Source organism: Pseudomonas sp. RC4D1 (assembly GCF_018390395.1).
Lineage (GTDB): Bacteria > Pseudomonadota > Gammaproteobacteria > Pseudomonadales > Pseudomonadaceae > Aquipseudomonas > Aquipseudomonas danubii.
The window spans coordinates 241,193-261,881 of sequence record NZ_JAHBAW010000002.1 but is presented as its reverse complement, the minus strand read 5'-3'; the positions used below and the strand labels follow the sequence as shown (position 1 = coordinate 261,881).

The 20,689-nt window shown below is 62.9% G+C and carries 18 protein-coding genes; 5 read left to right on the top strand and 13 right to left on the bottom strand.

Features of this window, described 5'->3' with window-relative positions:
- Positions 1 to 34: 34 nt before the first annotated feature.
- The 3 genes from KHO49_RS17055 to KHO49_RS17045 form a co-directional block, all read right to left on the bottom strand.
- Positions 35 to 580 (bottom strand): phage tail protein, encoded by a 546-nt coding sequence (locus tag KHO49_RS17055; RefSeq protein WP_102880193.1) that lies wholly within the window; start codon positions 578 to 580, stop codon positions 35 to 37.
- Positions 581 to 1,181: 601 nt separating this feature from the next.
- Complete coding sequence (locus KHO49_RS17050; RefSeq protein ID WP_123394434.1) at positions 1,182 to 2,315, bottom strand: branched-chain amino acid ABC transporter substrate-binding protein; 1,134 nt, start codon at positions 2,313 to 2,315, stop codon at positions 1,182 to 1,184.
- Positions 2,316 to 2,450: 135 nt separating this feature from the next.
- A complete protein-coding gene (locus KHO49_RS17045) occupies positions 2,451 to 3,710 on the bottom strand; it encodes a methionine gamma-lyase (RefSeq protein ID WP_213665421.1) in 1,260 nt (419 codons plus the stop codon).
- 124 nt (positions 3,711 to 3,834) lie between these two features.
- Here KHO49_RS17045 and KHO49_RS17040 point away from each other — a divergent pair, with 124 nt between their 5' ends.
- Positions 3,835 to 4,305: an Lrp/AsnC family transcriptional regulator gene (locus tag KHO49_RS17040; protein ID WP_102863087.1), complete on the top strand. Its 471-nt coding sequence runs from the start codon at positions 3,835 to 3,837 to the stop codon at positions 4,303 to 4,305.
- A gap of 151 nt (positions 4,306 to 4,456) precedes the next feature.
- On the opposite strand, the gene KHO49_RS17035 is transcribed toward KHO49_RS17040, so the two are convergent.
- The 3 genes from KHO49_RS17035 to KHO49_RS17025 form a co-directional block, all read right to left on the bottom strand.
- On the bottom strand, positions 4,457 to 4,966 hold the full coding sequence (locus KHO49_RS17035; RefSeq protein WP_110596527.1) for a flavin reductase family protein: 510 nt from the start codon (positions 4,964 to 4,966) through the stop codon (positions 4,457 to 4,459).
- 113 nt (positions 4,967 to 5,079) lie between these two features.
- Entirely contained in the window at positions 5,080 to 6,114 is a 1,035-nt protein-coding gene (locus KHO49_RS17030; RefSeq protein WP_170004818.1) for a methionine synthase, read from the bottom strand.
- A gap of 27 nt (positions 6,115 to 6,141) precedes the next feature.
- Positions 6,142 to 7,125, bottom strand: a complete 984-nt coding sequence (locus KHO49_RS17025; RefSeq protein ID WP_213665420.1) for a DUF1852 domain-containing protein — start codon at positions 7,123 to 7,125, stop codon at positions 6,142 to 6,144.
- A gap of 467 nt (positions 7,126 to 7,592) precedes the next feature.
- Between KHO49_RS17025 and KHO49_RS17020 the strand changes: the two genes are divergently transcribed.
- The 4 genes from KHO49_RS17020 (at position 7,593) to KHO49_RS17005 (ending at position 11,636) form a co-directional block, all read left to right on the top strand.
- Entirely contained in the window at positions 7,593 to 8,648 is a 1,056-nt protein-coding gene (locus tag KHO49_RS17020) for a sugar phosphate isomerase/epimerase family protein (protein ID WP_213665419.1), read from the top strand.
- Positions 8,649 to 8,670: 22 nt separating this feature from the next.
- The gene (locus KHO49_RS17015) at positions 8,671 to 9,558 is read left to right on the top strand and encodes an alpha/beta fold hydrolase (protein ID WP_213665418.1); all 888 of its coding nucleotides are present in this window, start codon (positions 8,671 to 8,673) and stop codon (positions 9,556 to 9,558) included.
- Positions 9,559 to 9,700: 142 nt separating this feature from the next.
- Positions 9,701 to 10,297 (top strand): TetR/AcrR family transcriptional regulator, encoded by a 597-nt coding sequence (locus KHO49_RS17010; RefSeq protein WP_102880200.1) that lies wholly within the window; start codon positions 9,701 to 9,703, stop codon positions 10,295 to 10,297.
- A gap of 160 nt (positions 10,298 to 10,457) precedes the next feature.
- Complete coding sequence (locus KHO49_RS17005) at positions 10,458 to 11,636, top strand: sugar transporter (RefSeq protein WP_102863094.1); 1,179 nt, start codon at positions 10,458 to 10,460, stop codon at positions 11,634 to 11,636.
- A 307-nt stretch (positions 11,637 to 11,943) separates the two neighbouring features.
- Here the strand turns inward: KHO49_RS17005 and KHO49_RS17000 are convergent, their stop codons facing one another.
- From KHO49_RS17000 to KHO49_RS16970, 7 genes are all read right to left on the bottom strand, one after another.
- On the bottom strand, positions 11,944 to 13,158 hold the full coding sequence (locus tag KHO49_RS17000) for an MFS transporter (RefSeq protein WP_213665417.1): 1,215 nt from the start codon (positions 13,156 to 13,158) through the stop codon (positions 11,944 to 11,946).
- Positions 13,159 to 13,161: 3 nt separating this feature from the next.
- Positions 13,162 to 13,992: an ABC transporter ATP-binding protein gene (locus KHO49_RS16995; protein ID WP_258379482.1), complete on the bottom strand. Its 831-nt coding sequence runs from the start codon at positions 13,990 to 13,992 to the stop codon at positions 13,162 to 13,164.
- Positions 13,989 to 15,056: a FecCD family ABC transporter permease gene (locus tag KHO49_RS16990; protein WP_110652749.1), complete on the bottom strand. Its 1,068-nt coding sequence runs from the start codon at positions 15,054 to 15,056 to the stop codon at positions 13,989 to 13,991. Before KHO49_RS16990 ends, KHO49_RS16995 begins: the two co-directional genes overlap by 4 nt.
- Positions 15,053 to 16,186, bottom strand: coding sequence for an ABC transporter substrate-binding protein (locus KHO49_RS16985; RefSeq protein WP_213665416.1), 1,134 nt, complete (start codon positions 16,184 to 16,186; stop codon positions 15,053 to 15,055). The genes KHO49_RS16990 and KHO49_RS16985 overlap by 4 nt, the downstream gene beginning before the upstream one ends.
- Positions 16,173 to 17,045, bottom strand: coding sequence for a PepSY domain-containing protein (locus KHO49_RS16980; protein ID WP_249735668.1), 873 nt, complete (start codon positions 17,043 to 17,045; stop codon positions 16,173 to 16,175). The genes KHO49_RS16985 and KHO49_RS16980 overlap by 14 nt, the downstream gene beginning before the upstream one ends.
- Positions 17,046 to 17,061: 16 nt before the next feature.
- Positions 17,062 to 19,293, bottom strand: coding sequence for a TonB-dependent siderophore receptor (locus KHO49_RS16975; RefSeq protein ID WP_213665414.1), 2,232 nt, complete (start codon positions 19,291 to 19,293; stop codon positions 17,062 to 17,064).
- Positions 19,294 to 19,436: 143 nt separating this feature from the next.
- A complete protein-coding gene (locus KHO49_RS16970) occupies positions 19,437 to 20,339 on the bottom strand; it encodes a helix-turn-helix domain-containing protein (RefSeq protein ID WP_102863102.1) in 903 nt (300 codons plus the stop codon).
- Positions 20,340 to 20,689 lie beyond the last annotated feature (350 nt).

Below are 20,689 nucleotides of genomic sequence, written 5' to 3'. Positions count from 1 at the left end.
TCAGTTTCCTTGCTTGAGGGTCTGTAGACAGCCGTTACTGGCGCGGCGGGTAGATGCCCGTCGTAGCGATGCAGAAATAGCCCACGATGGAGGGCTGCACATTCGGCATGGGCATGCCTGGCGTTGGGGTGACGGTCGCGCTGTTGAGGGCGATCAGAGTGCCGGTTGCCGGGGTATAGGTCGGTTTTGCCGGGACCCCCTTGGTGTTCGAGCTGACAGCGGGAATATTGCCGCCCGGGTCATCGTTGCCCGGATCGTTGGAGACGTGCGTGGCGTGGTTATGCTTTGCCACCGAGTTTTGCGGCATCGTCACGGTTTCGCTACCGCCTTTGGTGCCCAGCGCGTGCACATCCATGATCGGATCGACAGTGGAGGCCCTGTAGTTCTGCCCCAGAGCGACCCGGCCACGCAGATCCGGCAGGCCGAACGTCGTACTGCCGTCACCGCCATAGGTTCTGCCCAGTAGGGAAGCCAGCGCCACGTGGGTGTTGATGGGTAGAACCTGGCCCTCGCAAGGGAGCCAACCCTCAGGTGCCCAGCCCCAGGGGAACAAGCGAATTTCTCCGATAAAAGGATCCACGTTCTTTTCTCCTTGAACAAGTTTTTGACGCCGGGAATCCGTCTCTTACTAATAGGCTAGCAAGTGCGTAGGCGCACAATAAACAAAAGTGAATTTAGTGTGCAAATGTTATTTCAAGTTGTTTGGTGGTAATTAACGGAGGGCTCGTCTATTAGCAGGTAGTTGACGCTCCGGCTAAGAGATTTCAAGAGGGAAGTCTTTCACAGTGTTGCTGGTTGTCGCTCGGTTCAGGGCGTTATGTCCAACGGGGACGGGGGTGAGGGCGGGATGTCCAGGCTGGGTGCAGGCTTTTGAGTTCGGATTTTCGGAATCGTAAGTTCATTGTCAAGTAACTAAGCGTGCTAACGATCTACGCCGAAAGTATTGGTTGTCTAGTCTGGGTTTTGGCGGATTTACAGCATGCTTGAAGTGTTGCGGTAACAGGTCTTAGTTGCTGTTGTGGGGTGGTTATTCCCAAGTTGATAAGTAGGGTATTATTTTTGCGGGGGGGCGGAGTAGTAAAGTTTTTTGCTCTAAGACCCTGTTTTGTTTGAGGTTATTGTTTTTTTTTGACGCCAGCGGGACGCCGCTCCCCGGGGAGGAGCGGCGCGCCGTTACCGGCTTACAGCCCGGCGCTTTCTGCCGCTACGCTCTTGGGCTTGCCGTAATGCCATTCATAGACCACGAACTTGAAGTCCTTGAGGTCGCCTTTCTCGTCGAAGCTCAGGTCGCCGGTGGGGGTCTTGAAGGTGCCTTTGTGGATCGCCTCGGCGACTTTCTCCGGGTCTTCGCTCTTGGCCGCGGCGATGCCCCCGGCAATCACTTCCACGGCCGAGTAGGACGGCAGCACGAACGGGCCGCTGGGGTTTTCCTTCTTGGCTTCGAAGGCTTCCACCAGGGACTTGTTGGCCGGGTCCTGGTCGAAGGACTTGGGCAGGGTCACCAGCATGCCTTCGGAAGCGTCCTTGGCGATCTGCGAGATCGAGTCGTTGCCTACGCCTTCAGGGCCCATGAAGCGCGCGGTCAGGCCCTTTTCCTTGGCCTGGCGCAGCAGCAGGCCCATTTCCGGGTGGTAGCCGCCGAAGTACACGAAATCGACATTGGCCTGCTTGAGCTTGGCCAGGATCGATGAGTAGTCGCGCTCGCCGACGTTGATGCCTTCGAACATCGCGACCTTGATGCCTTCCTTGCCGAGGATGTCCTTGACCGAGCTGGCGATGCCTTCACCGTACTGCTGCTTGTCGTGCAGCACTGCCACATTGGTCGGTTTCAGCTGGGCGATGTAGCGTGCCGCCGCCGGGCCCTGTGCGTTGTCCAGGCCGATGGTGCGGAACACCATCTTGTAGCCCCGGGCCGTCAGCTCCGGGCTGGTGGCCGCCGGGGTGATCATCACGATGCCTTCATCTTCGTAGATGTCGGACGCCGGCTGAGTGGAGCTGGAGCACAGGTGCCCGACCACGAACTTGACGCCGTCATTCACCACTTTGTTGGCCACGGCCACCGCTTGCTTGGGGTCGCAGGCATCGTCGTATTCCACGGCCACCAGTTGCTTGCCGTCGACGCCACCTTTGGCGTTGATCTGCTCGATGGCCATGCGCGCGCCGCTGAACTGCATGTCACCGTATTGCGCCACCGGGCCGGTCTTGGCCCCGGCGATGCCGATCCGGATGCTGTCGGCTGCCAGGGAATGGCAGGCGAGACCGGCAAGGATCATGGCGCTGAGCAGTTGGGTGGCTTTGTTATTGATACGACTCATATGTTGTTCCACTCCTGTGGGTAACGATTCAAAGGGTGTTGCGGGTGTTGCTTGGATGCATGATGCGCCGCAGGCAGCGGCGCATCGGCAACTCGGGGTTGTAGACCGGACAGCCCGGAACGGCGTTGACCCGGCTCAAGGAAGGGCCTTGCCGATCCTGGCCGCGGCCTCGACGGCCGGTAGCGGCGCCGCAGGTTCGACACAGGCATCCAGGGCCTGGGCGAGATCGGCCAGCAGGTCGGCGATGTCTTCCAGGCCCACCGACAGGCGCACCAGGCCTTCGGCAATGCCGTGTTCGGCCCGTTCTTCCGGGGTGTAGGTGGAATGGGTCATGCTCGCCGGGTGCTGGGCCAGGGACTCGGCGTCCCCCAGGCTCACTGCGCGACTGAACAGTTGCAGGGCGTTCATGAAGCGGCTGCCGGTGGCCAGGCCGCCCTTGAGTTCAAAGGCGAGCATGCCGCCGGGCAATTTCATCTGCTGTTGCGCCAGGCTGTATTGCGCGAAGGACGGCAGGCCGGGGTAGGCGACCCACTGCACCCGCGGATGCTCTTGCAGGTACTCGGCGATGATCTGGGCGTTGCTACAGTGGCGCTCCATGCGCAGGGCCAGGGTCTTGAGGCCGCGCATCAGGAGAAAGGCGTCCTGCGGCGAAAGCACGGCGCCGGTGAGGTCCTTCAGGCCCTGCAGGCGAATGCGCTCCGCCAGGCTCTGGCGGGTGACCACGATACCGGCAGTGATGTCACCGTGGCCGTTGAGGTATTTGGTCGCCGAATGCACCACCAGATCGGCCCCCAGCTCCAGTGGACGCTGCAGGTAAGGGGTGCAATAGGTGTTGTCCACGGCAAAGGTGATGCGCGGATGCTGGCGGGCGATTTCGGCCACGGCGGCAATGTCCACCAGTTGCATGTTGGGATTGGCCGGGGACTCGCAATAGATCATGCGTGTGGCCGGGCAGATGGCGGCCCGCAGGTTGCCCAGATCGCTCATGTCCACATGGCGCACCTTGACCCCGAACTCGGCCAGGCCGTGGTGCAGGAGCGCGAAGGTGCAGCCATACAAGGTCCGGCAGACGATGATTTCGTCGGTGGGGCGCAGCAGGGTCCACAAGGTGGCGGCAATGGCGCCCATGCCGGAGCCGAAGGCCACTGCGGCCTCGCCATTTTCCAGGGCCGCCATGCGCGCTTCCAGCAACGCCAGGGTCGGGTTGCCGATGCGGGTGTAGAAGTAGCCGGGTTCTTCGCCGGCAAAGCAGCCAGCGCCATATTCGGTGGTGGCGAAGGTAAAGGTGGAGGTCAGGTAGATCGGCGGAATCAGCGCGCCCTGATGCTCCTGAGGGTTATAGCCGTGGTGGATGGCTCGGGTGGAAAAACCAAGGTCACTGTTTTTATTGTTCATGGTGAACACTCTCGGATTTTCCCTAATGCTATGCTCAAATCCGGCGCAATAAATTCTAATCTGGCTCCAAAAAAAGCACTTGATTGGAATAAATCATCATAAAAACAAGATAAAGAGGCAAAACATGCCCCAGAGCCTGGATCGTACGGACAAAGCCCTGCTGATTGCCCTGCAAGACAATGCCCGGCTGACCAATGCCGAACTGGCGGACAGCGTGGCCCTCACCACCTCGCCGTGCTGGCGTCGGGTCAAGTTGCTGGAAGAGAGCGGGGTGATCACCGGCTACCAGGCGATCCTCTCGCCCAAGGCGCTGGGCTATGGGGTCACTGCCTTTGTCAGCGTGATGATGGAATCCCATTCCCGGGAGACGGCTCGGGCTTTCGAGCAGCGGCTGCTGGAAATCCCGGAAATCATCGCCTGCCACAACGTCTCCGGGCGCTATGACTTTCTTCTCGAAGTGCTGGCCAAGGACCTGGAGTCCTTCGGCGAATTTGCCCGAGAGGTGCTGCAGACCCTGCCGGCGGTAAAGGAAATCTACTCGAGCTTTTCCTTCAAGTCGGTGAAGCCGTTGCGGCAGATTCCGGTACAAGAGTAAGGAGGGAGGTGCGGCCGTTTGGCGGCTATCGGCGGCGTCGTGGTTCGGCACTATCGCCAAGAGGCCGCGGCAACCGCGTCTGTCTGATTCGCAAGCAAGCCAGTGGCCTGCAACAGGCCCTCAGCGAAAGAGCACCGCGCAGCTCAAGGCTTCAAACCGAGCCATGGGCTGCGAGGTTGCAATACTGCCCTTTGAAATACAGCAATGGCTGCGCAGCCGCCGCTTGTTGCAGGTTCAACGCTTTCACTTCACCAATCACGATCAGGTGATCACCTGCGGCGTGTTCGGCGTGAATTTCACAATCCAGCCAATGCAGGCTGCCGGCAATGATCGGATTACCCAGCGGCGATTCCTGCCATTGGACGCCATGCCACTTGTCCGTGCCTTTGCGAGCGAACTGGTTGGAGATCCTGACCTGCTCACCGGACAGGATATTGACCGCGAATCGACCCGCCTGGCGAATCTTGGGATAGCTGGCCGAGCCGGACATGACGCTGAATGACACCAGTGGCGGGCTCATCGACACGCTATAAAACGACTGGCAGGTAAAGCCGATCGGCTCGCCAGCAACCTGCGAGGTAATCACCGTGATACCGGATGCGTAGTGCCCGAGCGCTTCGCGAAAGCTCAATGGCTCGATAGCCGTTCTGGGAAGTGACATGGAGGGTCCTAAATATCGGGTGCTGCTCGAAAGTGTCGAGGAGGGCCTGAAGCAGCCCGGTAACTTTTTAATCCACTGCTTCAATCCTCCCGCACAGCATTTCCGGCTTCAGCTCAGCACGGGTTCGAGAGTTCTCTTCGGATAATGTCTGCACCAGCGCTTAACGCCTTTAGCTTGCCTCTTGCCACTCCACGAGCTAATGGCGCCATGCCACAGTTGGTGCATGGATAGAGTTTGTCGGCCTCTACGAACTGCAGTGCTTTGCGTAGGGTATTGGCCACTTCCTCTGGTGTTTCAATGGTGTTGGAGGCCACGTCAATGGCCCCGACCATCACTTTTTTGCCTCTGATGAGTTCAATGAGATCCATTGGGACATGAGAGTTGTGACATTCCAGCGAGACTATATCGATACTGGATTTTTGCAGCTTGGGGAAAGCCTCTTCATATTGTCGCCACTCTGATCCCAGAGTCTTTTTCCAATCTGTGTTGGCCTTGATGCCGTAGCCATAGCAAATATGGACCGCCGTTTCACACTTGAGGCCTTCAATGGCCCTTTCCAGGGTGGCCACTCCCCAATCATTCACCTCATCAAAGAAGACGTTAAAGGCGGGCTCATCAAACTGGATGATGTCCACACCGGCAGCCTCTAACTCTCGGGCTTCCTGATTGAGGATCTTGGCGAATTCCCAAGCCAGTTTTTCGCGACTTTTATAATGGCTGTCATAAAGCGTGTCGATCATGGTCATGGGGCCTGGCAGCGCCCATTTTATGGGTTGTTTGGTTTGCTGACGTAAAAACTTGGCATCTTCAACAAATACCGGTTTTTGCCGAGCAACAGCACCCACCACCGTTGGCACGCTCGCATCATAGCGATCACGAATTCTAACGGTTTCACGTTTTGCAAAATCAACGCCGCTGAGGTGTTCAATAAAGGTAGTGACAAAGTGTTGGCGCGTTTGTTCGCCATCACTGACGATATCAATACCGGCCTGTTGTTGTTCCTGCAGTGACAAACGTAAAGCATCGTGTTTGCCCTCGACCAATTCCTCGCCTTGCAACTTCCAGGGCGACCACAGTGTTTCAGGTTGTGCAAGCCAGGAGGGTTTAGGCAAGCTGCCGGCAGTTGAGGTGGGTAACAGTTTTTTCATCATCAATGGCCTTGTGATTTCAATGAGTCAAAGAGCGCAATGGGCGGACCACTGCTCAAGGATGGCCTGGTACGGCTTGATGAAGTTCTCCTCAACAAACTGCCCCTGCTCAATAGCCAGGCGGCTACGTTCCTCTCGGTCATAGACGATACGAGTCAGTGAGTAATCCTGGTGTTTCAGACTTGGTTGATAGGATTTTCCTGCCGCAGAATTGGCATTGTAGATTTCAGGGCGGTAAATCTTCTGGAAGGTGTCCATCGTGCTGATGGTGCTGATCAACTCAAGATTGGTGTAGTCACTGAGCAAGTCGCCGACGAAATAGAAAGCCAAAGGCGCAACGCTGTTTGCAGGCATGAAGTAGCGAACCTTCAATCCCATCTTCTTGAAGTACTCATCGGTTAAAGAATATTCATCCTGCTGGTATTCAAAGCCCAAGACAGGGTGCTGGTTCTCAGTCCGATGATAGGTTCGGCTGCTGGAAACACTGAGGCAAATAACCGGTGGTTTGCTAAAGTTTTCTTTGTAGGCGCTTGAGTGGATGAAGTGCTTGAACAGCTTTCCATGCAGCTCTCCAAAGTTGTCGGGAGTGCTGAATTCTGGCTGGTCCTTGTTGTGGTTCAATAACAGAACGCTAAAGTCATAATCTCGTACGTAGGAGGAGAAGTTGTTTCCGACAATGCCTTCCAGGCGTTCATTGGTCTTTCGGTCGAAAATGTTCGTTTTCAGTATTTCAATCAAAGGGATGGCGTTGCCACTGTTTTCAGTATCAATGTCCATTTCAACGGAAACGATTTCAAGTTCGACAGCGTAACGATCGCCTTTGGGGTTGTCCCAATGCGCCAAGGCATTGAAGCGGTTGTCAATCATTTTCAACGTGTTGCGCAAGTTGTCTTGGCGGCTTTTGCCACGGGCCAAGTTAGCGAAATTGGTAGTGATACGGGTGTTTTCGGAGGGGTGATAATTTTCGTCGAAGCAAATGCTTTTGATGGTAAATGTAAGCTCTTTGTTCATGGCGTCCTGGTTTCCGAGATGGAACCTGAGTTTATTTATCGGTTCTCTGTACTTTCCAATGTTATTGCTAGGTTCTTTTGCTTAGTGGTGTTTCTAAGCTATCGATCATTGAGCTGCATTTTATGCTGGGCTATTAATTGAGGGGTAATGAATTGATTTCACTGAGTCTTTAGTCACATTCATGATGTGCTGTTCATTCAGTTGTAGAAGGCTATTGCCCGCAGGACTCATTGATAGGCGAAACCAACAACTGAACGTGTGCGAGCTGGCGAGTGTGTGGAGAAGCGCCATGCGCTTCCCGTTCATGTACCCGGCGCGTTCGCGTTTGCAGAACGGCGCCATCCCTGGCAAGCCAGCTGCTACCGGTGATCAGCCCGCCCCCAAAGCATTTTCCGCACACCGATGATTGACGTGGCAACAGCGGCTCCCTATTCTTTGTCGACCAACAAAGAATAGGGAGCAATTCGATGAAAACCCTCAAGGGCCCCAGCCTGCACCTGGCACAGTTCAGTGCCGATACCGCCCCCTTCAACAGCCTGTCGGGCATTGCCCAGTGGGCTGCTGATCTGGGTTTCAAGGCACTGCAGATTCCTGCCTGGGATGCGCGTCTGTTCGACGTCGCCACCGCGGCGGACAGCCAGGATTACTGCGATGACCTCAAGGGTCAGTTGGCGCAAAAGGGTCTGGTGATCAGTGAGCTGACCAGCCATATCTTCGGCCAGCTGGTGGCGGTGCATCCGGCCTACGACGCAATGTGCGACAACTTCGCGCCCCAGGCGCTGCGGGGCAATCCCCAAGCCAGAACGGCCTGGGCCATAGAGCAGATGAAGCTGGCGGCCAAGGCCTCGCGCCGCCTGGGGCTCGGTGACATGGGCACCTTTTCCGGGTCCCTGGCCTGGCCTTATCTGTTTCCCTTTCCGCAACGTCCAGAGGGTTTGATCGAAGCCGCTTTCGAGGAGCTGGCGCGACGCTGGCGGCCGATCCTCGATGTGTGCGACGAGCAGGGGGTCAACCTGTGCTACGAGATCCATCCCAGCGAAGACCTGCACGATGGCACCAGCTTCGAGCGCTTCTATGAATTGGTCGACCGTCACCCACGCTGCAACATCCTCTTCGACCCCAGCCATTTCGTGCTGCAGCAGTTGGACTACCTGAGTTACCTGGACATCTACCACGAGCGCATCCGCATGTTTCACGTCAAGGATGCCGAGTTCAATCCCAGCGGCCGCCAGGGCATCTACGGCGGCTACAGCTCCTGGGTCGAGCGGGCCGGGCGCTTCCGTTCCCTGGGCGACGGCCAGGTCGACTTCAAGGGGATCTTTGCCAAGCTGGCGCAATACGACTACCCGGGCTGGGCGACCCTGGAGTGGGAGTGCTGCCTCAAGGATCAGGAGGACGGCGCCCGGGAAGGTGTCGAGTTCATCAACCGCCACATGATCCAGGTCACCGAGCGGATCTTCGACGACTTCGCCGGGGCCTGGATCGACCGCCAACAGATCAACCGCATGCTCGGCATTGCCTGAACCCTTCATCAAGAGAACCCCCATGACAGCATTCACCGACAACACCCAGGCCGACACTGGCGGCCTGACCCATCGCTATGTGCGCATCGACGGCCAGCGCATCCACTGTGTCAGCGCCGGCACGGGCCGGCCGGTGCTGCTGATTCCCGGCTGGCCGCAGACCTGGTACGCCTGGCGCGAAGTGATCCAGGCCCTGGCTGCCCGGGGCTTCCAGGCCATTGCCGTGGACCCGCTGGGCAGCGGCCAGTCCGACCGCCCGGAGCAGGGCTACGACACCGGCCATGTGGCCGGGGTGCTGCACCAGGTGATGGGGCAGTTGGGCTTCGAGCGCTACAGCGTGGTTGGCCACGACGTCGGCATGTGGATCGCCTACGCCCTGGCCAGCGATCATCCGCAGGCGGTGGAGCGTCTGGCGCTGACCGAAGCAGTGATCCCGGGGCTGGCGGCGGCGCCGCCGATCTTCGTCGTGCCAGAGCAGAACATCTTTCTCTGGCACTTCATGTTCAACCAGCTGCGGGATTTGCCGGAAGCCTTGATCGCCGGACGCGAGCGGGCCTACCTGAATTACATCTTCGATCACTGGTCCCATCGCCGCGAGGCGGTGGCCGCCGAGGTCTATATCGAGGCCTACGCGGCGCCGGGCGGCCTGCGTGCGGGTTTTGCCTACTACCGGGCGATTCCCGAGACCGTGCGCCAGAATCAGTTGCGCGCGCAGCGGCCGCTGGCAATGCCGGTGCTGGCCATTGGCGCCGAGCACGCCACCAACGATGCGCCCTTGCTGACCCTGCAGGGCCACGCCACGGATCTGCGCGGCGCCATCGTGCCCGACTGCGGGCACTTCATCATGGAAGAGGCGCCGGAGGAGTTCCTCGCTCACCTGCTGCCCTTTCTTCAGGAGGGCGCCGACTGAAGAAAGGGCAGGCGGTCCCGGGCCATGGAAAATGGCCGGGGCTGGTGCAAATCTAATATCATTTCGTCGCGGCGCCTTGCGCCAACCCACTGACCGGCCCCTGCCGGTCAGTTTCCTTGTCCTGACGAGATACCCGACCCCCATGGCTGGAAGACCCCGCGAATTCGATCGCAACCAGGCGTTGCGCCAAGCGCTTGAGCTGTTCTGGGCCCGTGGATTTGAAACCACCTCCATGGCCGATCTGGTGGCGGCCCTGGGGATCGCCTCGGCGCGGATCTACGCCGCCTTCGGTTCCAAGGAGGCGCTGTTTCGCGAGGCCATCGAACTCTATGAAAGCCACGAGGGCGGTTTTGCCGACCAGGCCCTGGGCGAAGCCAGCGCCTATGTCGCCATCGAGCGCATGCTCAAGGAGGCGGTGGCGCTCTACACCCGGGCCGGTCATCCCCAGGGCTGCATGGTGGTGTCCTCGGCGGTGAACTGCTCCAGCGACAACGACGGCGTGCGTGAGTGGCTGGCCGAGCATCGCCGGGCCCGTACCGCGAGCATCATCCAGCGCCTGGAAGCGGCGGTGCAGTCCGGCGAACTGCCGGCACACACCGATGCAACTTCCCTGGGGGATTATTACTCTACGGTGCTGCACGGGCTGTCGGTACAGGCCCGGGACGGGGTCCCCCAGGCGCGCCTGCTCAAAGGGGTGGCGCTGGCCATGACGGTCTTCGAGGCGGCGCAGGGCAACTGACCAGGCGCCTGCCAGCCTGTGTCGCGCAAAAAAACAGGCAGCGACACCGCGCGCCAGCTGCGCAAGCGGGCAGCCCCCGGTCATGGTTCCTGGCCCGGGTTGTGCATTTTTATCGGGTCCTGGACCTGTTCGATCATCGATAGAGTATTACGACCCGCCCATGAGCAACTCCGCGGCTACACCTCAAGGTAACTGGCAGCCGGTCATCGCGTTGGCGCTGGCGGCCTTTGTCTTCAACACGACGGAATTCGTGCCGGTGGGGCTGCTCAGCGCCATCGGCGCCAGCTTCGACCTGCCTACCGCGCGGGTCGGGCTGATGCTGACCATCTACGCCTGGATCGTGTCCCTGACCTCGCTGCCGGTGATGCTGCTGACCCGCAACGTCGAGCGGCGCCGGTTGCTCACGGTGCTGTTCGGGCTGTTCATCGTCAGCCATGTGCTGTCCAGCCTGGCCAACAGCTTCGGCCTGTTGATGCTCAGCCGCATCGGCGTGGCCCTGGCCCATGCCCTGTTCTGGTCCATCACCGCGTCACTGGCGGTGCGCCTGGCGCCGCCGGGCAAGCAAGTGCAGGCCCTGGGCCTGCTGGCCACCGGCACTTCCCTGGCCATGGTCCTGGGCATTCCCCTGGGGCGCCTGCTGGGCGAGGCCCTGGGCTGGCGTACCACCTTCGGCGTGATCGCGGCCATGGCCGGCTTGCTGGTGCTGTGGTTGATCCGCACCTTGCCGCTGCTGCCCAGCCAGAACTCCGGCTCCCTGCGCAGCCTGCCGCTGCTGTTCAAACGCCCGGCGCTGGTGGCGATCTACGGGCTGACGGCCCTGGTGGTCACCGCGCAGTTCACCGCCTACAGCTACATCGAGCCGTTCATCAAGGTAGCGGCGGGCCTGGGGGGCGATGTGGTGACCCTGATCCTGCTGGTGTTTGGCGGTGCCGGGATCATCGGCTCGCTGCTGTTCAGCTGGTTGCACCGCCACAGTCCCCAGGGCTTCCTGCTGACGGCGGTGACCCTGCTGGCGCTGTGCCTGAGCCTGCTGCTGCCCCTCAACGGCCATGTCTGGTCCCTGGTGGCGCTGAGCGTGGTCTGGGGCATGGCGATCATGGGCTTCGGCCTGGCCCTGCAATCCAAGGTGCTGGTGCTGGCGTCGGACGCCACCGACGTGGCGATGGCGATGTTCTCCGGGATCTACAACATCGGCATCGGTGGTGGTGCGTTGCTCGGCAGCTGGGTCGGCGGACAGTTGGGTTTTGCCTATGTCGGGCTGGCGGGCGGCGCTCTGGCGGGCCTGGCCTTGCTGCTCTACAGCCTGGCCCTGCGGCGCATGGCCCGCAGCAACGTGTAGCCGCTGCCGCAGGCTGCGAACGGATGGCATTGTGACCTGGCAGACGCGGCGATCTTGAGGCCGATAGAGGTTCGGCGGGAGATTGCCAGGCAAGGTCCTGCGGACCTTTTCGCAGCCTCGCCACAGGCTCGGCAGCGGCTACAGGGACCGCGCTGCCTTTGTCATGTGTAGCCGCTGCTGAGCCCCGGCGAAGCTGCGAAAAGGCCCTGCGGGCCTTGCTTGGCGATCGACCACCGAACCTGTTTTGTCTTGCAGATATTTGCGAGCGCTATGTCGGAATGCCGCCCAAGCCGTTCGCCCGCCAGGGTCAGCGGCGTCGGGCCTCGGGCCAGCAGGCCACCAGCAACAACAGCAACGCCGCCAGCAGGTAGGGCAGGCGCGGCTCCACCGCGTAGATCAGGGTGCCCGCCAAGGGCCCGACCACCACCCCCAGGCCCTGGGCGGCACCGACTGAACCGGCGGTGGCGCCTTGCTCGGCAGCGTCCACCGCGTTGCTGGCCAGGGCGGCAAAGGAGGGGAAGATCCAGCCCATGCCGGCGGCCGAGACAAAGAACCCCAGCCACAGCACCCAGGCGTGAGCGGCGAGGATGCTCGCGGCAAAGCCCATTGCGGCCACCAGGGCGCCGACGCGGATCATCCGCAATGGCGGCCACTCCAACTTGCGCACCAGCAGTTGCGAGGCAATCAACGCCACCCCCACCAGGGTCAGGGCGACACCGGCGGTCTGCGCCGCGTCCGCTGGGCCCATGCCCAGGCGGTCGAGGGCGAAGAAGCCGACGGTGATCTGCGCCATGGCCACGCACAGCATCGAGATGAACGCCACCACCAGCGGCCGGCGCAGGCGCGGGTCCGTCAGGCTCACCGACTTGGGCGGTTGCTTGAGGTGCAGTTCCTGGCGTGGCAGCCGCGCCTTGAGGAAGGCGAAGCCCAGCAGCGGCAACAGCGCCAGCACATAGAACGGCAGGCTCAGGCTGTGGCGTGCCAGCAGCGCGGCAATCGCCGGGCCCAGGACCAGGCCGCAAGCGTTGGCCGCCCCCAGGGAAGCCATGGCCCGGGCCCGGTGCTCGGGCTCGATGTTGTCGGCGATCAGCGCGTAGCCACCCACCGGGATCGCCGCGTAGAACACCCCGATCAGGCCGCGTCCCAACAGCAGCCCGGCAAAGGCCAGGATGGCCGAGGGCAGGGCGTGCATCGCCAGGTCGATGAAGAGGCTCAGGGCGAGAAAGGCCAGGGTGAAGCCGCCGGTGCCCAGCAGCAGGATCTGCCGTCGGCCCAGGCGGTCACTGGCCCGGCCCCAGGGCCGGGCCAGGAGCATCCAGATCACCCCGGAGACGGTCACAGCCATGCCTGCTTGCCAGGTGGCCAGGCCGAGAATTCGTGCGATGGGACCGATCAGCGAGACAAAGGCCATCATCGCCATGGTGCAGGCCAGGTTGGCCACCAACAGCGGACGCAGGTCGAAGGCCGGGGCGGCCTGGGGCGTGTCCAGGGTGTCGAGGGGCAACTGTTGTGAGTGGGTCATGGTTTATCCCAGGGCTGAGTGAAAGGGCAGGCGGCCGTCGACCATCACCAGCGGTCGACCGCGCACCTGTTCCAGCCGCCCGTCGACGCCATAGACGTCGCGCAGCAGCTGTTGGTTGATCACCTCCAGGGCCGGTCCGGCGGCGGCCAGACGGCCGTTGTGCAGGACCACCACCTGCTGGCTGAAACCCAGGGCCAGGTTGATGTCGTGGACCACCACCAGGGTGATCAACTGGCGTTCGCGGGTGGCCCGGGTAATGGCCTCCACCACCTGGCACTGGTGGTACAGGTCCAGGGCGCTGGTGGGTTCGTCCAGCAGCAGTACCCGAGGCTGGCGCACCAGGGCCTGGGCCAGCCCCACCAACTGGCGCTGGCCGCCGGAGAGGGCATCGATGGGACGGTCGGCCAGGGCGGTGAGGTCCAGGTCCCGGAGCACCTGTTCGACCCCGTGCAGCACCGCGGCGCTGGGTCGGCCGGGGGCGAAGCCGGCACCGCGATGCCCGGCCATGGCCGCGCTGAGCACCGCTTCGAAGGCGCACAGGCGCGTGCGTTCCGGCAGGCTCTGGGGCAGGTAGACGATGTGCTGCGCGCGCTCGACCTGGGGCAGGCGGTTGAGGTCGACGCCATCGAGCAGCACCTGCCCGGTGGTTTTCTGCAGCCCGGCGATGCCCCGCAGCAGGGTCGATTTGCCCGCCGCGTTGGGGCCGATCAGCGCGGTCAGGGTGCCGGGGGCCAGGGGCGGCAGGCTCACGTCGCGCAGTACCTGGTGGCTGCCGTAATGCATGTTCAGGCCGGCTGTGCACAGCCCGGGCGTGGAGGGGGCGTTAAGGCTCACAGGACACCTCGACGGTTGCGCATGACGATGGCCATGAAAAACGGAATGCCCACCAGGGCGGTGACGATGCCCACCGGCACCAGCACCCCGGGGATCAGGGCCTTGCTGGCGATGGAGGCCATGGACAGGATCAGCCCGCCGCTGAGCACGCTGGCCGGCAGGAACAGCCGATGGTCCTCGCCCACCAGCAGCCGGGCGATGTGCGGGGCGATCAGGCCGATAAAACCGATGGTGCCGACAAAGGACACCGCCAGGGCCGACAGCAGGCTGATGCGCAGCAGCGCCAGCAGGCGCAGGCGGCCGACGTCGATACCGAAGCTGCGGGCCCGTTCCTCGCCCAGGGTCAGGGCGGTCAGGGCCCAGCTCTGGCGCAGGGAAAACGGCAGGCACAGCAGCAGTGCCAGGGCCAGTACCGCAAGTTTTTCCCAAGAGGCGCGGGCCAGGCTGCCCAGGGTCCAGAACACCAGTTGCTGCAGGCTGTCCTGGGTGGCGACGAACTGCAGCAGGGCCACCAGGGCGTTGAAGGCGAACACCAGGGCGATGCCGAACAGCACCAGGCTTTCCACGCCGAAGCCACGCCAGCGCGCCAGCAGGTAGAGCAAGGCCACCGAGGCCAGGGCAAACAGGAAGGCATTGGCCGAGATCAGGTACTGTGCCGGCACCCCGGGAAGGCCCAGGCCCAGGACAATGGCCAGGGCCGCGCCAAAGGCTGCGGCGGCGGACACGCCGAGGGTGAAGGGGCTGGCCAGCGGGTTGTCGAGCACGGTCTGCATCTCCGCTCCGGCCAGGGCCAGGGCGGCCCCCACCAGCACCGCCATCAGGGCGTAGGGCAGGCGCACGTTCCACACGATCACCGCTTCGACCCGGGGCATCGAGCCCGGGTCCCAGAGCACCTGCAGCAGGCGCGAGAGGCTCATGCCCGAAGGCCCGGTGGTGATGTCCAGGGCCAGGGACAGCAGCAAGGCCAGGGCCAGAGCGGACAACAGCAGCACCCGGCGGCCATGGCGTCTTTGGTAATGCCCTGAGGCAACGCGCTCCTGCACGTCGGTGGCAGCCTGGGTCATGGTTGCAGGCTCGTAGCGAACACGCCGCTGGCGGGAATCGGCATGAAGCGCTGGTACAGCTCGCGGCGGGTCTGGTCCGGGTCCAGGTCCTTGAACAGCTCCGGGTGCAGCCACTTGGCCAGGGCCTGGACCGCGATCAGGTGCTCCGGCGAGTCATAGAAAATGTGCCACAGGCCATGCACATTGCCCTCGCGCACCGCCCGCAACTCGTTCAGCGGTGGGCGCTGGGCGGCCTGGCGCAGGCTGTCCCGAGCCTGTTGCAGGGTGGCGGAATAACCCAGGGTCACGCCGCCCTGGCCGGCAGCGAACACCCCGGTGGCCACGTACAGATCCGGATCGCTGGAGAGGATGTACTCCACGTTGAGCACGCCAATGGGCCCGGGAATGCGCCCGTCGGCGATGTTGCGCCCGCCCGCCAGCTTGATCATTTCGCCGAAGTTGCCGGTGCCCGGGGAGCCGCAGCAATCCTGCAAGCCGGCGAGCATGTCGACGAAGATCTTCGGCTGCTGGACCTTGCCTGCCTTGGCCAGGGTGTCGCTGACCCGGGCCAGGGACTGCTGGTAGAAGGCGATGAACGCCTCGGCCTGCTGTTCACGGCCCAGGGCTTGGCCCAGCAGGCGCATGCTGGGCACGGTGTTGCTCAGGGGATGGTCGCTGAAGTCGACGAAGATCACCGCCACCCCAGCCGCTTCCAGCTGCTTCACCGCTTCGCTGTCGGGGCTCGGCCCGTGGCCGCCGCTCAGGGCCATGATCGCCAGGTCCGGGTGCACCGCCAGGGCCTTTTCGACGCTGAAGGTTTCGGCGGACGTTCCTCCTACCAGCGGCACCTTGTCCGCCTCGGGGAAAGCCTTGTGGTAGGCCTCGTAGCCCTGCACGTCGAGGCCGCGAAAGTCCCCTTGCCAACCGGCGAGACGGGCGAAGGGATTCCGGCCTTCGAGCAGCGACAGGGAATAGATCATCCGGCCTTCCCCCAGGAGGATGTGTTCGACCTTGTCCGGCACCTGGACCTGGCGTCCGGCCAGATCGGTGAGGGTCGCGGCGCTGGCCGTGGCGGCCCACAGCAGGCCCAGGGGCAGCAGGCCGAGCAAGAGCCCGCGCTGGGCGCGGCGCAAGAAATCACGGTGTGTCATGTAAGGTTTCCTTGAACGATTGAACGGCCCGGCGAGCGACGCGCTTGCGCCACCACAACAACAGGCCGGTGATGTACAGCAGGGGTAACGAAATACCGCAGAGAAAAGCCAGCCAGGCGCCGGGTGTGCCCAGCAGCAAATGCCCGTGGGCGGCGGAAAACAGCGGCTTGACCGCCATCGGCGTGGCTGTGAGCCAGCCAAACAGCTCCGGGCGCGCGAGCCAGGCACCGCTGGCGGCGATCAGCAGCAGGGGCAGGCTCAGCCACGCGGCGGCGAGGTTGTGCCATTCGCGCAGGCGCCGGGTGCCCTGGCTGCCGGGACGCAGGCTGGCGGCTTTCCACCAGCTGCGGCGGCCCGGCCACCACAGGTACAGGCCGCTGCCCAGGGAGCCCAGCAGCACCAGGCCGCACACCAGCACCAGGGTCGAGCCCCAGGCCTGCGGCAACAGCAGGCTGCGGTGCAGAGCCACCAGCTTGGCCAGCCACAGGTCCTCGAAGACGAAGAAGCCCCGGGGCGCGCCGTTGTAGGGATCGATCATGGCGATGCCGGTGCCGGGACGCTCCTTGAGGGCACCGAAGACGATCACGTTGTCCGATTCGAGAAAGCCCTGGCGCGGAGGGGCCGCGCCGAAGACTTTGTGCAACTGCGGATAGGCGTCGGAGGCGGCCCTGATCCAGGCGTCCTGTTCCAGCCGCGTGCCGCGCTCGCCGGGGGCCAGTTGCAGCATCGTTGCACCGACCTCCCAGCGCAGTATCGGTCCCTTGAGCTCCAGCAAGGCGCCGCTCAGGCCCAGTAGCGCCAGGAGCAGCCCCAGGCTCAGGGCCAGCCAGCGATGCAGCCGCAGCCAGAGTTCACGCATGGGCAGCATCGGCGGCTTACCAGCGGTAGCGCAGGCTGGCGATGACGCTGCGGTCATAACCGGCGCTGCAATTGGTCAGCGAGCAGCCTTCGTAGTAGCGCTTGTCGGTGAGGTTGGTGGCGTTCACCGCCAGGCGCAGGCCCTTGGCCGCCGGGATCAGCTTGTCGAAGTCGTAGTGCACCGCCGCATCCAGCAGGGTGTAGGAGGGCACGCTGACGGTGTTGGCGGCATCGGCTTGGGTAGACCCGATGTAGCGCACGCCGGCGCCAAAGCCGAGGCCGCCGAGCGGGCCTTCGGGCAGGGTGTAGTCGGCCCACAGCGAGGCCATCTTTTCCGGGGTGTCGGTGGGGCGCTGGCCTTTCTCCAGCGGGTTGTTGCTCTTGCTCACCTCGGCGTCGTTGTAGGTCAGCGCCGCCAGCAGGTCCAGGCCCCGGGCCAGGCTGGCCTTGCCTTCAAGCTCGATGCCGCGCACGTTCACCTCGCCGGTCTGCAGGGTGTTCAGGCGTTGGGCCGGGTCGGCGGTCTTGACGTTTTCCTGGGTCAGGTCAAACAGCGACAGGGTGATGTAGCTGTCGATCCCCGGTGGCTGGTACTTGACCCCCACTTCCGATTGCTTGGCGCTGGTGGGCTTGTACGGCGTGCCGTAGAAGTTGGTGCCCAGTACCGGGTCGAAGGACGTGGAGTAGCTGATGTACGGCGCCAGGCCGTTGTCCGCCAGGTACACCAGGCCGGTGCGGTAGGTGAACTTCTCGTCGTTCTGCTTGCTGCCGCTGTCGTTCATGCGGTTATCGGTACGGGCGCTGGAGCGGTCCTGGCGGCCACCGACGCTGAGCACCCAATGCTCGTCGAAGGTGAACTGCTGCTGGGCGTAGACCCCGACCTGATCGGCGCGCTGCACGGTGTTGGTGAACGGCGTGTTGGGGTTGAACACGCCGCCATGCACCGGGTTGTAGATGTCGATGGACGAGGCAGCGCCGCCGCGCAGGTAGTAGTCCTCGCGGGTGCGCCGGTAGTCGACCCCCAAAAGCGACACCATGTGCGTATTGCCCAGGTTCCAGCGGGCCTGGAGGTTGTTGTCCAGGGAGTAGGTGTCGCCGACGATGCGGAAGCGATAGGCGGCGCGGTTCAAGGTGCGCAGGTCAGGGGCCAGGGACATGCCGCTGGCGGTGTTGGTCAGCAGGTTGACGTGGCCGTAGCGGGCGCTGGAATTGAGGCTCCAGACATCGTTCAGACGCTGCTCCAGCAAGTAGCCCAGTGAGTACTGGGTGCGGTCGTTGTCCAGCCCCGGTTCATCGAGGAAGACGTTGTGCTTGAGCTTGCCATTGGGGTTGCCGAGCAGGGTGCCTTGGGCCGGCAGGGACACCCTGGGCGCGCCGAACGCATCCTGGGTGTAGTCGGCCAGCAGGGTCAGGCGGGTGTCGTCGTTGGGCTTCCAGGTGAAGGAGGGCGCGAAGTACTGCTTGTCGTCCTTGATGTGCTCGAACTGGGTGCCGCTGTCACGTTCCAGGCCCACCAGGCGGTAGAGAAACTGCCCTTCATCGTCCAGCGGGCCGCTGAAGTCGAACTGGCCCTGGGCCCGGTCGAAACTGCCGCCCTGGATCTGCACTTCATGGAAGGGCTGCTCCAGCGGGCGCTTGCTGATCTGGTTGACCACGCCTCCGGGCGAGTTCTGGCCGAACAGCACCGAGGCCGGGCCCTTGAGCACATCGATGCGTTCCAGGCCATAGGCTTCGACCTTGGGCCAGGCCTGGGCGGTGTTGCCCTTGAGGCCATCGCGGAGCATGCCGGTGGTGACGTCGAAACCGCGGATCGAGATGGTGTCGAAGCGCTGGCTGGCGGCGGTGGTATTGGCCTGCACCCCGGCGGTGTAGCGCAGCGCCTCGTTCACCGACTGCACCTGCTGGGCATCCATCTGGTCGCGGGTGATCACGGAAATCGACTGGGGAATCTCACTCAACGAGGCATCGGTCTTGGTCCCGCTGAGGCTGCGCTTGGCCACGTAGCCGCTTTGCTGGCCAGTAGGGGAGTCGACCTGGGTGGCGCTGATCACGCTGGTGTCCAGGGTCAGCGGCTGCTGCGGCTCGCGCTCGGCGTCCGCGGCCAGCGCGCTACCGGCCTGGGTTAACGACAGGCCCAGGGCCAGGCCGTGGATCAGGCACGCCAGCGGACTGCGGCGCAGGGGCGGGCGAGGAACTGCAGAATCGACTGGCCAACCTGAGGTGTTTCGGTGCGCAACGCTGGTGCCCATGCTTCACTCCGTGATGGGGATTAAATGAGAATGCAAACGTATCTCATTTGTGAGCATGGGTTAGGGCCTAAAACTTTGGCTTGAGCGATCATTTCTTTCGTTTGCGGTACGGCGGGGCAAGGTCAAGGGCAAGCGCGCCGGACTCAGCGCAGGGACTTGGGCGAAACCCCGAAGCGCTTGCGAAAGGCGGTGGAGAAATGCGCCGGGCTGTAGCCGACCCGATAGGCCGCGCTGGAGACATTGGTCTCGCCGCTGGCCAGCAAACGGTAAGCCTCGCCCAGGCGCTGCTCCTGCAGGTAGGCATAGACGCTGGTGCCGAACACCTGGCGAAAGCCGGCGGTGAGCTTGCGTGGATTCAGACCTACCTGACGCGACAGCTCCGACAGCGACGGCGAGTCCTGCAATGAGTTGAGCAGCAGGTCCCGGGCGGCGTGGATACGTTCGATGTCCGCCGCGCTGCCGGGGCTGTCCTGCAGTGGTCGGGACTCGGCATGGGCGAGGATGCCCTCGACCCCCAGGGCGGTGAGCTCCAGGGCCTTGCCTCCCAGGTAGAAGGAGCGGGTCGGGCCTTGCAGTGGGCAGGTGAAGATTTGCTGGGCCAGGGCCAGCAGTGGCTTGCTGGCCGGCTGGCAGAACAGCATCGGCCCGCCGCCCCGCGGGTCCAGCAGGCGCTCGGGTTCCAGGCCGGCATTGCGGATCGACGGGAAGTCCAGCTGCACCGTGGTGTAGCGCACCGGTACGCCACGGGCGAACAGGTGGTCGCCGCAGTGCTCGCCCTGGTTGGCCACGGCGCACAGGGTCGGGCCGCGAATTTCCACTTCCGGCTGGCCCTCGACCCGGCAATTGAGCTGGCCGCTGAGCACCAGGATGATTTTCAAACCTTGCCAGAGCGGCTCTTGCATCCACATCTGGCTGTCCATCAGCACAGTCCCGGTGGACAAGGTGATTTCCGGCACCACCGCCGCCGTGCCGGCGTGCTGCGGATTGGGAAACTGCAGGGTGAAATCCCTTTGGACAGGCTGCGGCGCAGCGTGGGGGCTGAGCATGGCGAACTCCCTGTGAACCCGAAAAAGAGGCCATAAGCTATCAGGAAAATCCGCCTCTGTAATTAAGAATGATTATCCTTTAGCTTTCCAGCCCCGTCCTGTCAGGGCCTGCCGGGGCCGCGCCGCGCAATCAAAAGAAAAAGCCGCGCAAACGAATGTCCTGCCGATTGCCGGGGCTTGGAAATTGCCGGTTAATAATCACTCTCATTTGCAAGCACGGCAGCCCTTCATGGACGACACCCCACGCAACAGCACCGCAGGAGCGCCTGTGGACCTTCATTTCCTTCCGCGCTGACGACATTTTTCCGTTCATTCCAAGGGCCTGGCACCTCAGGTCCGGGGCCGCTTTT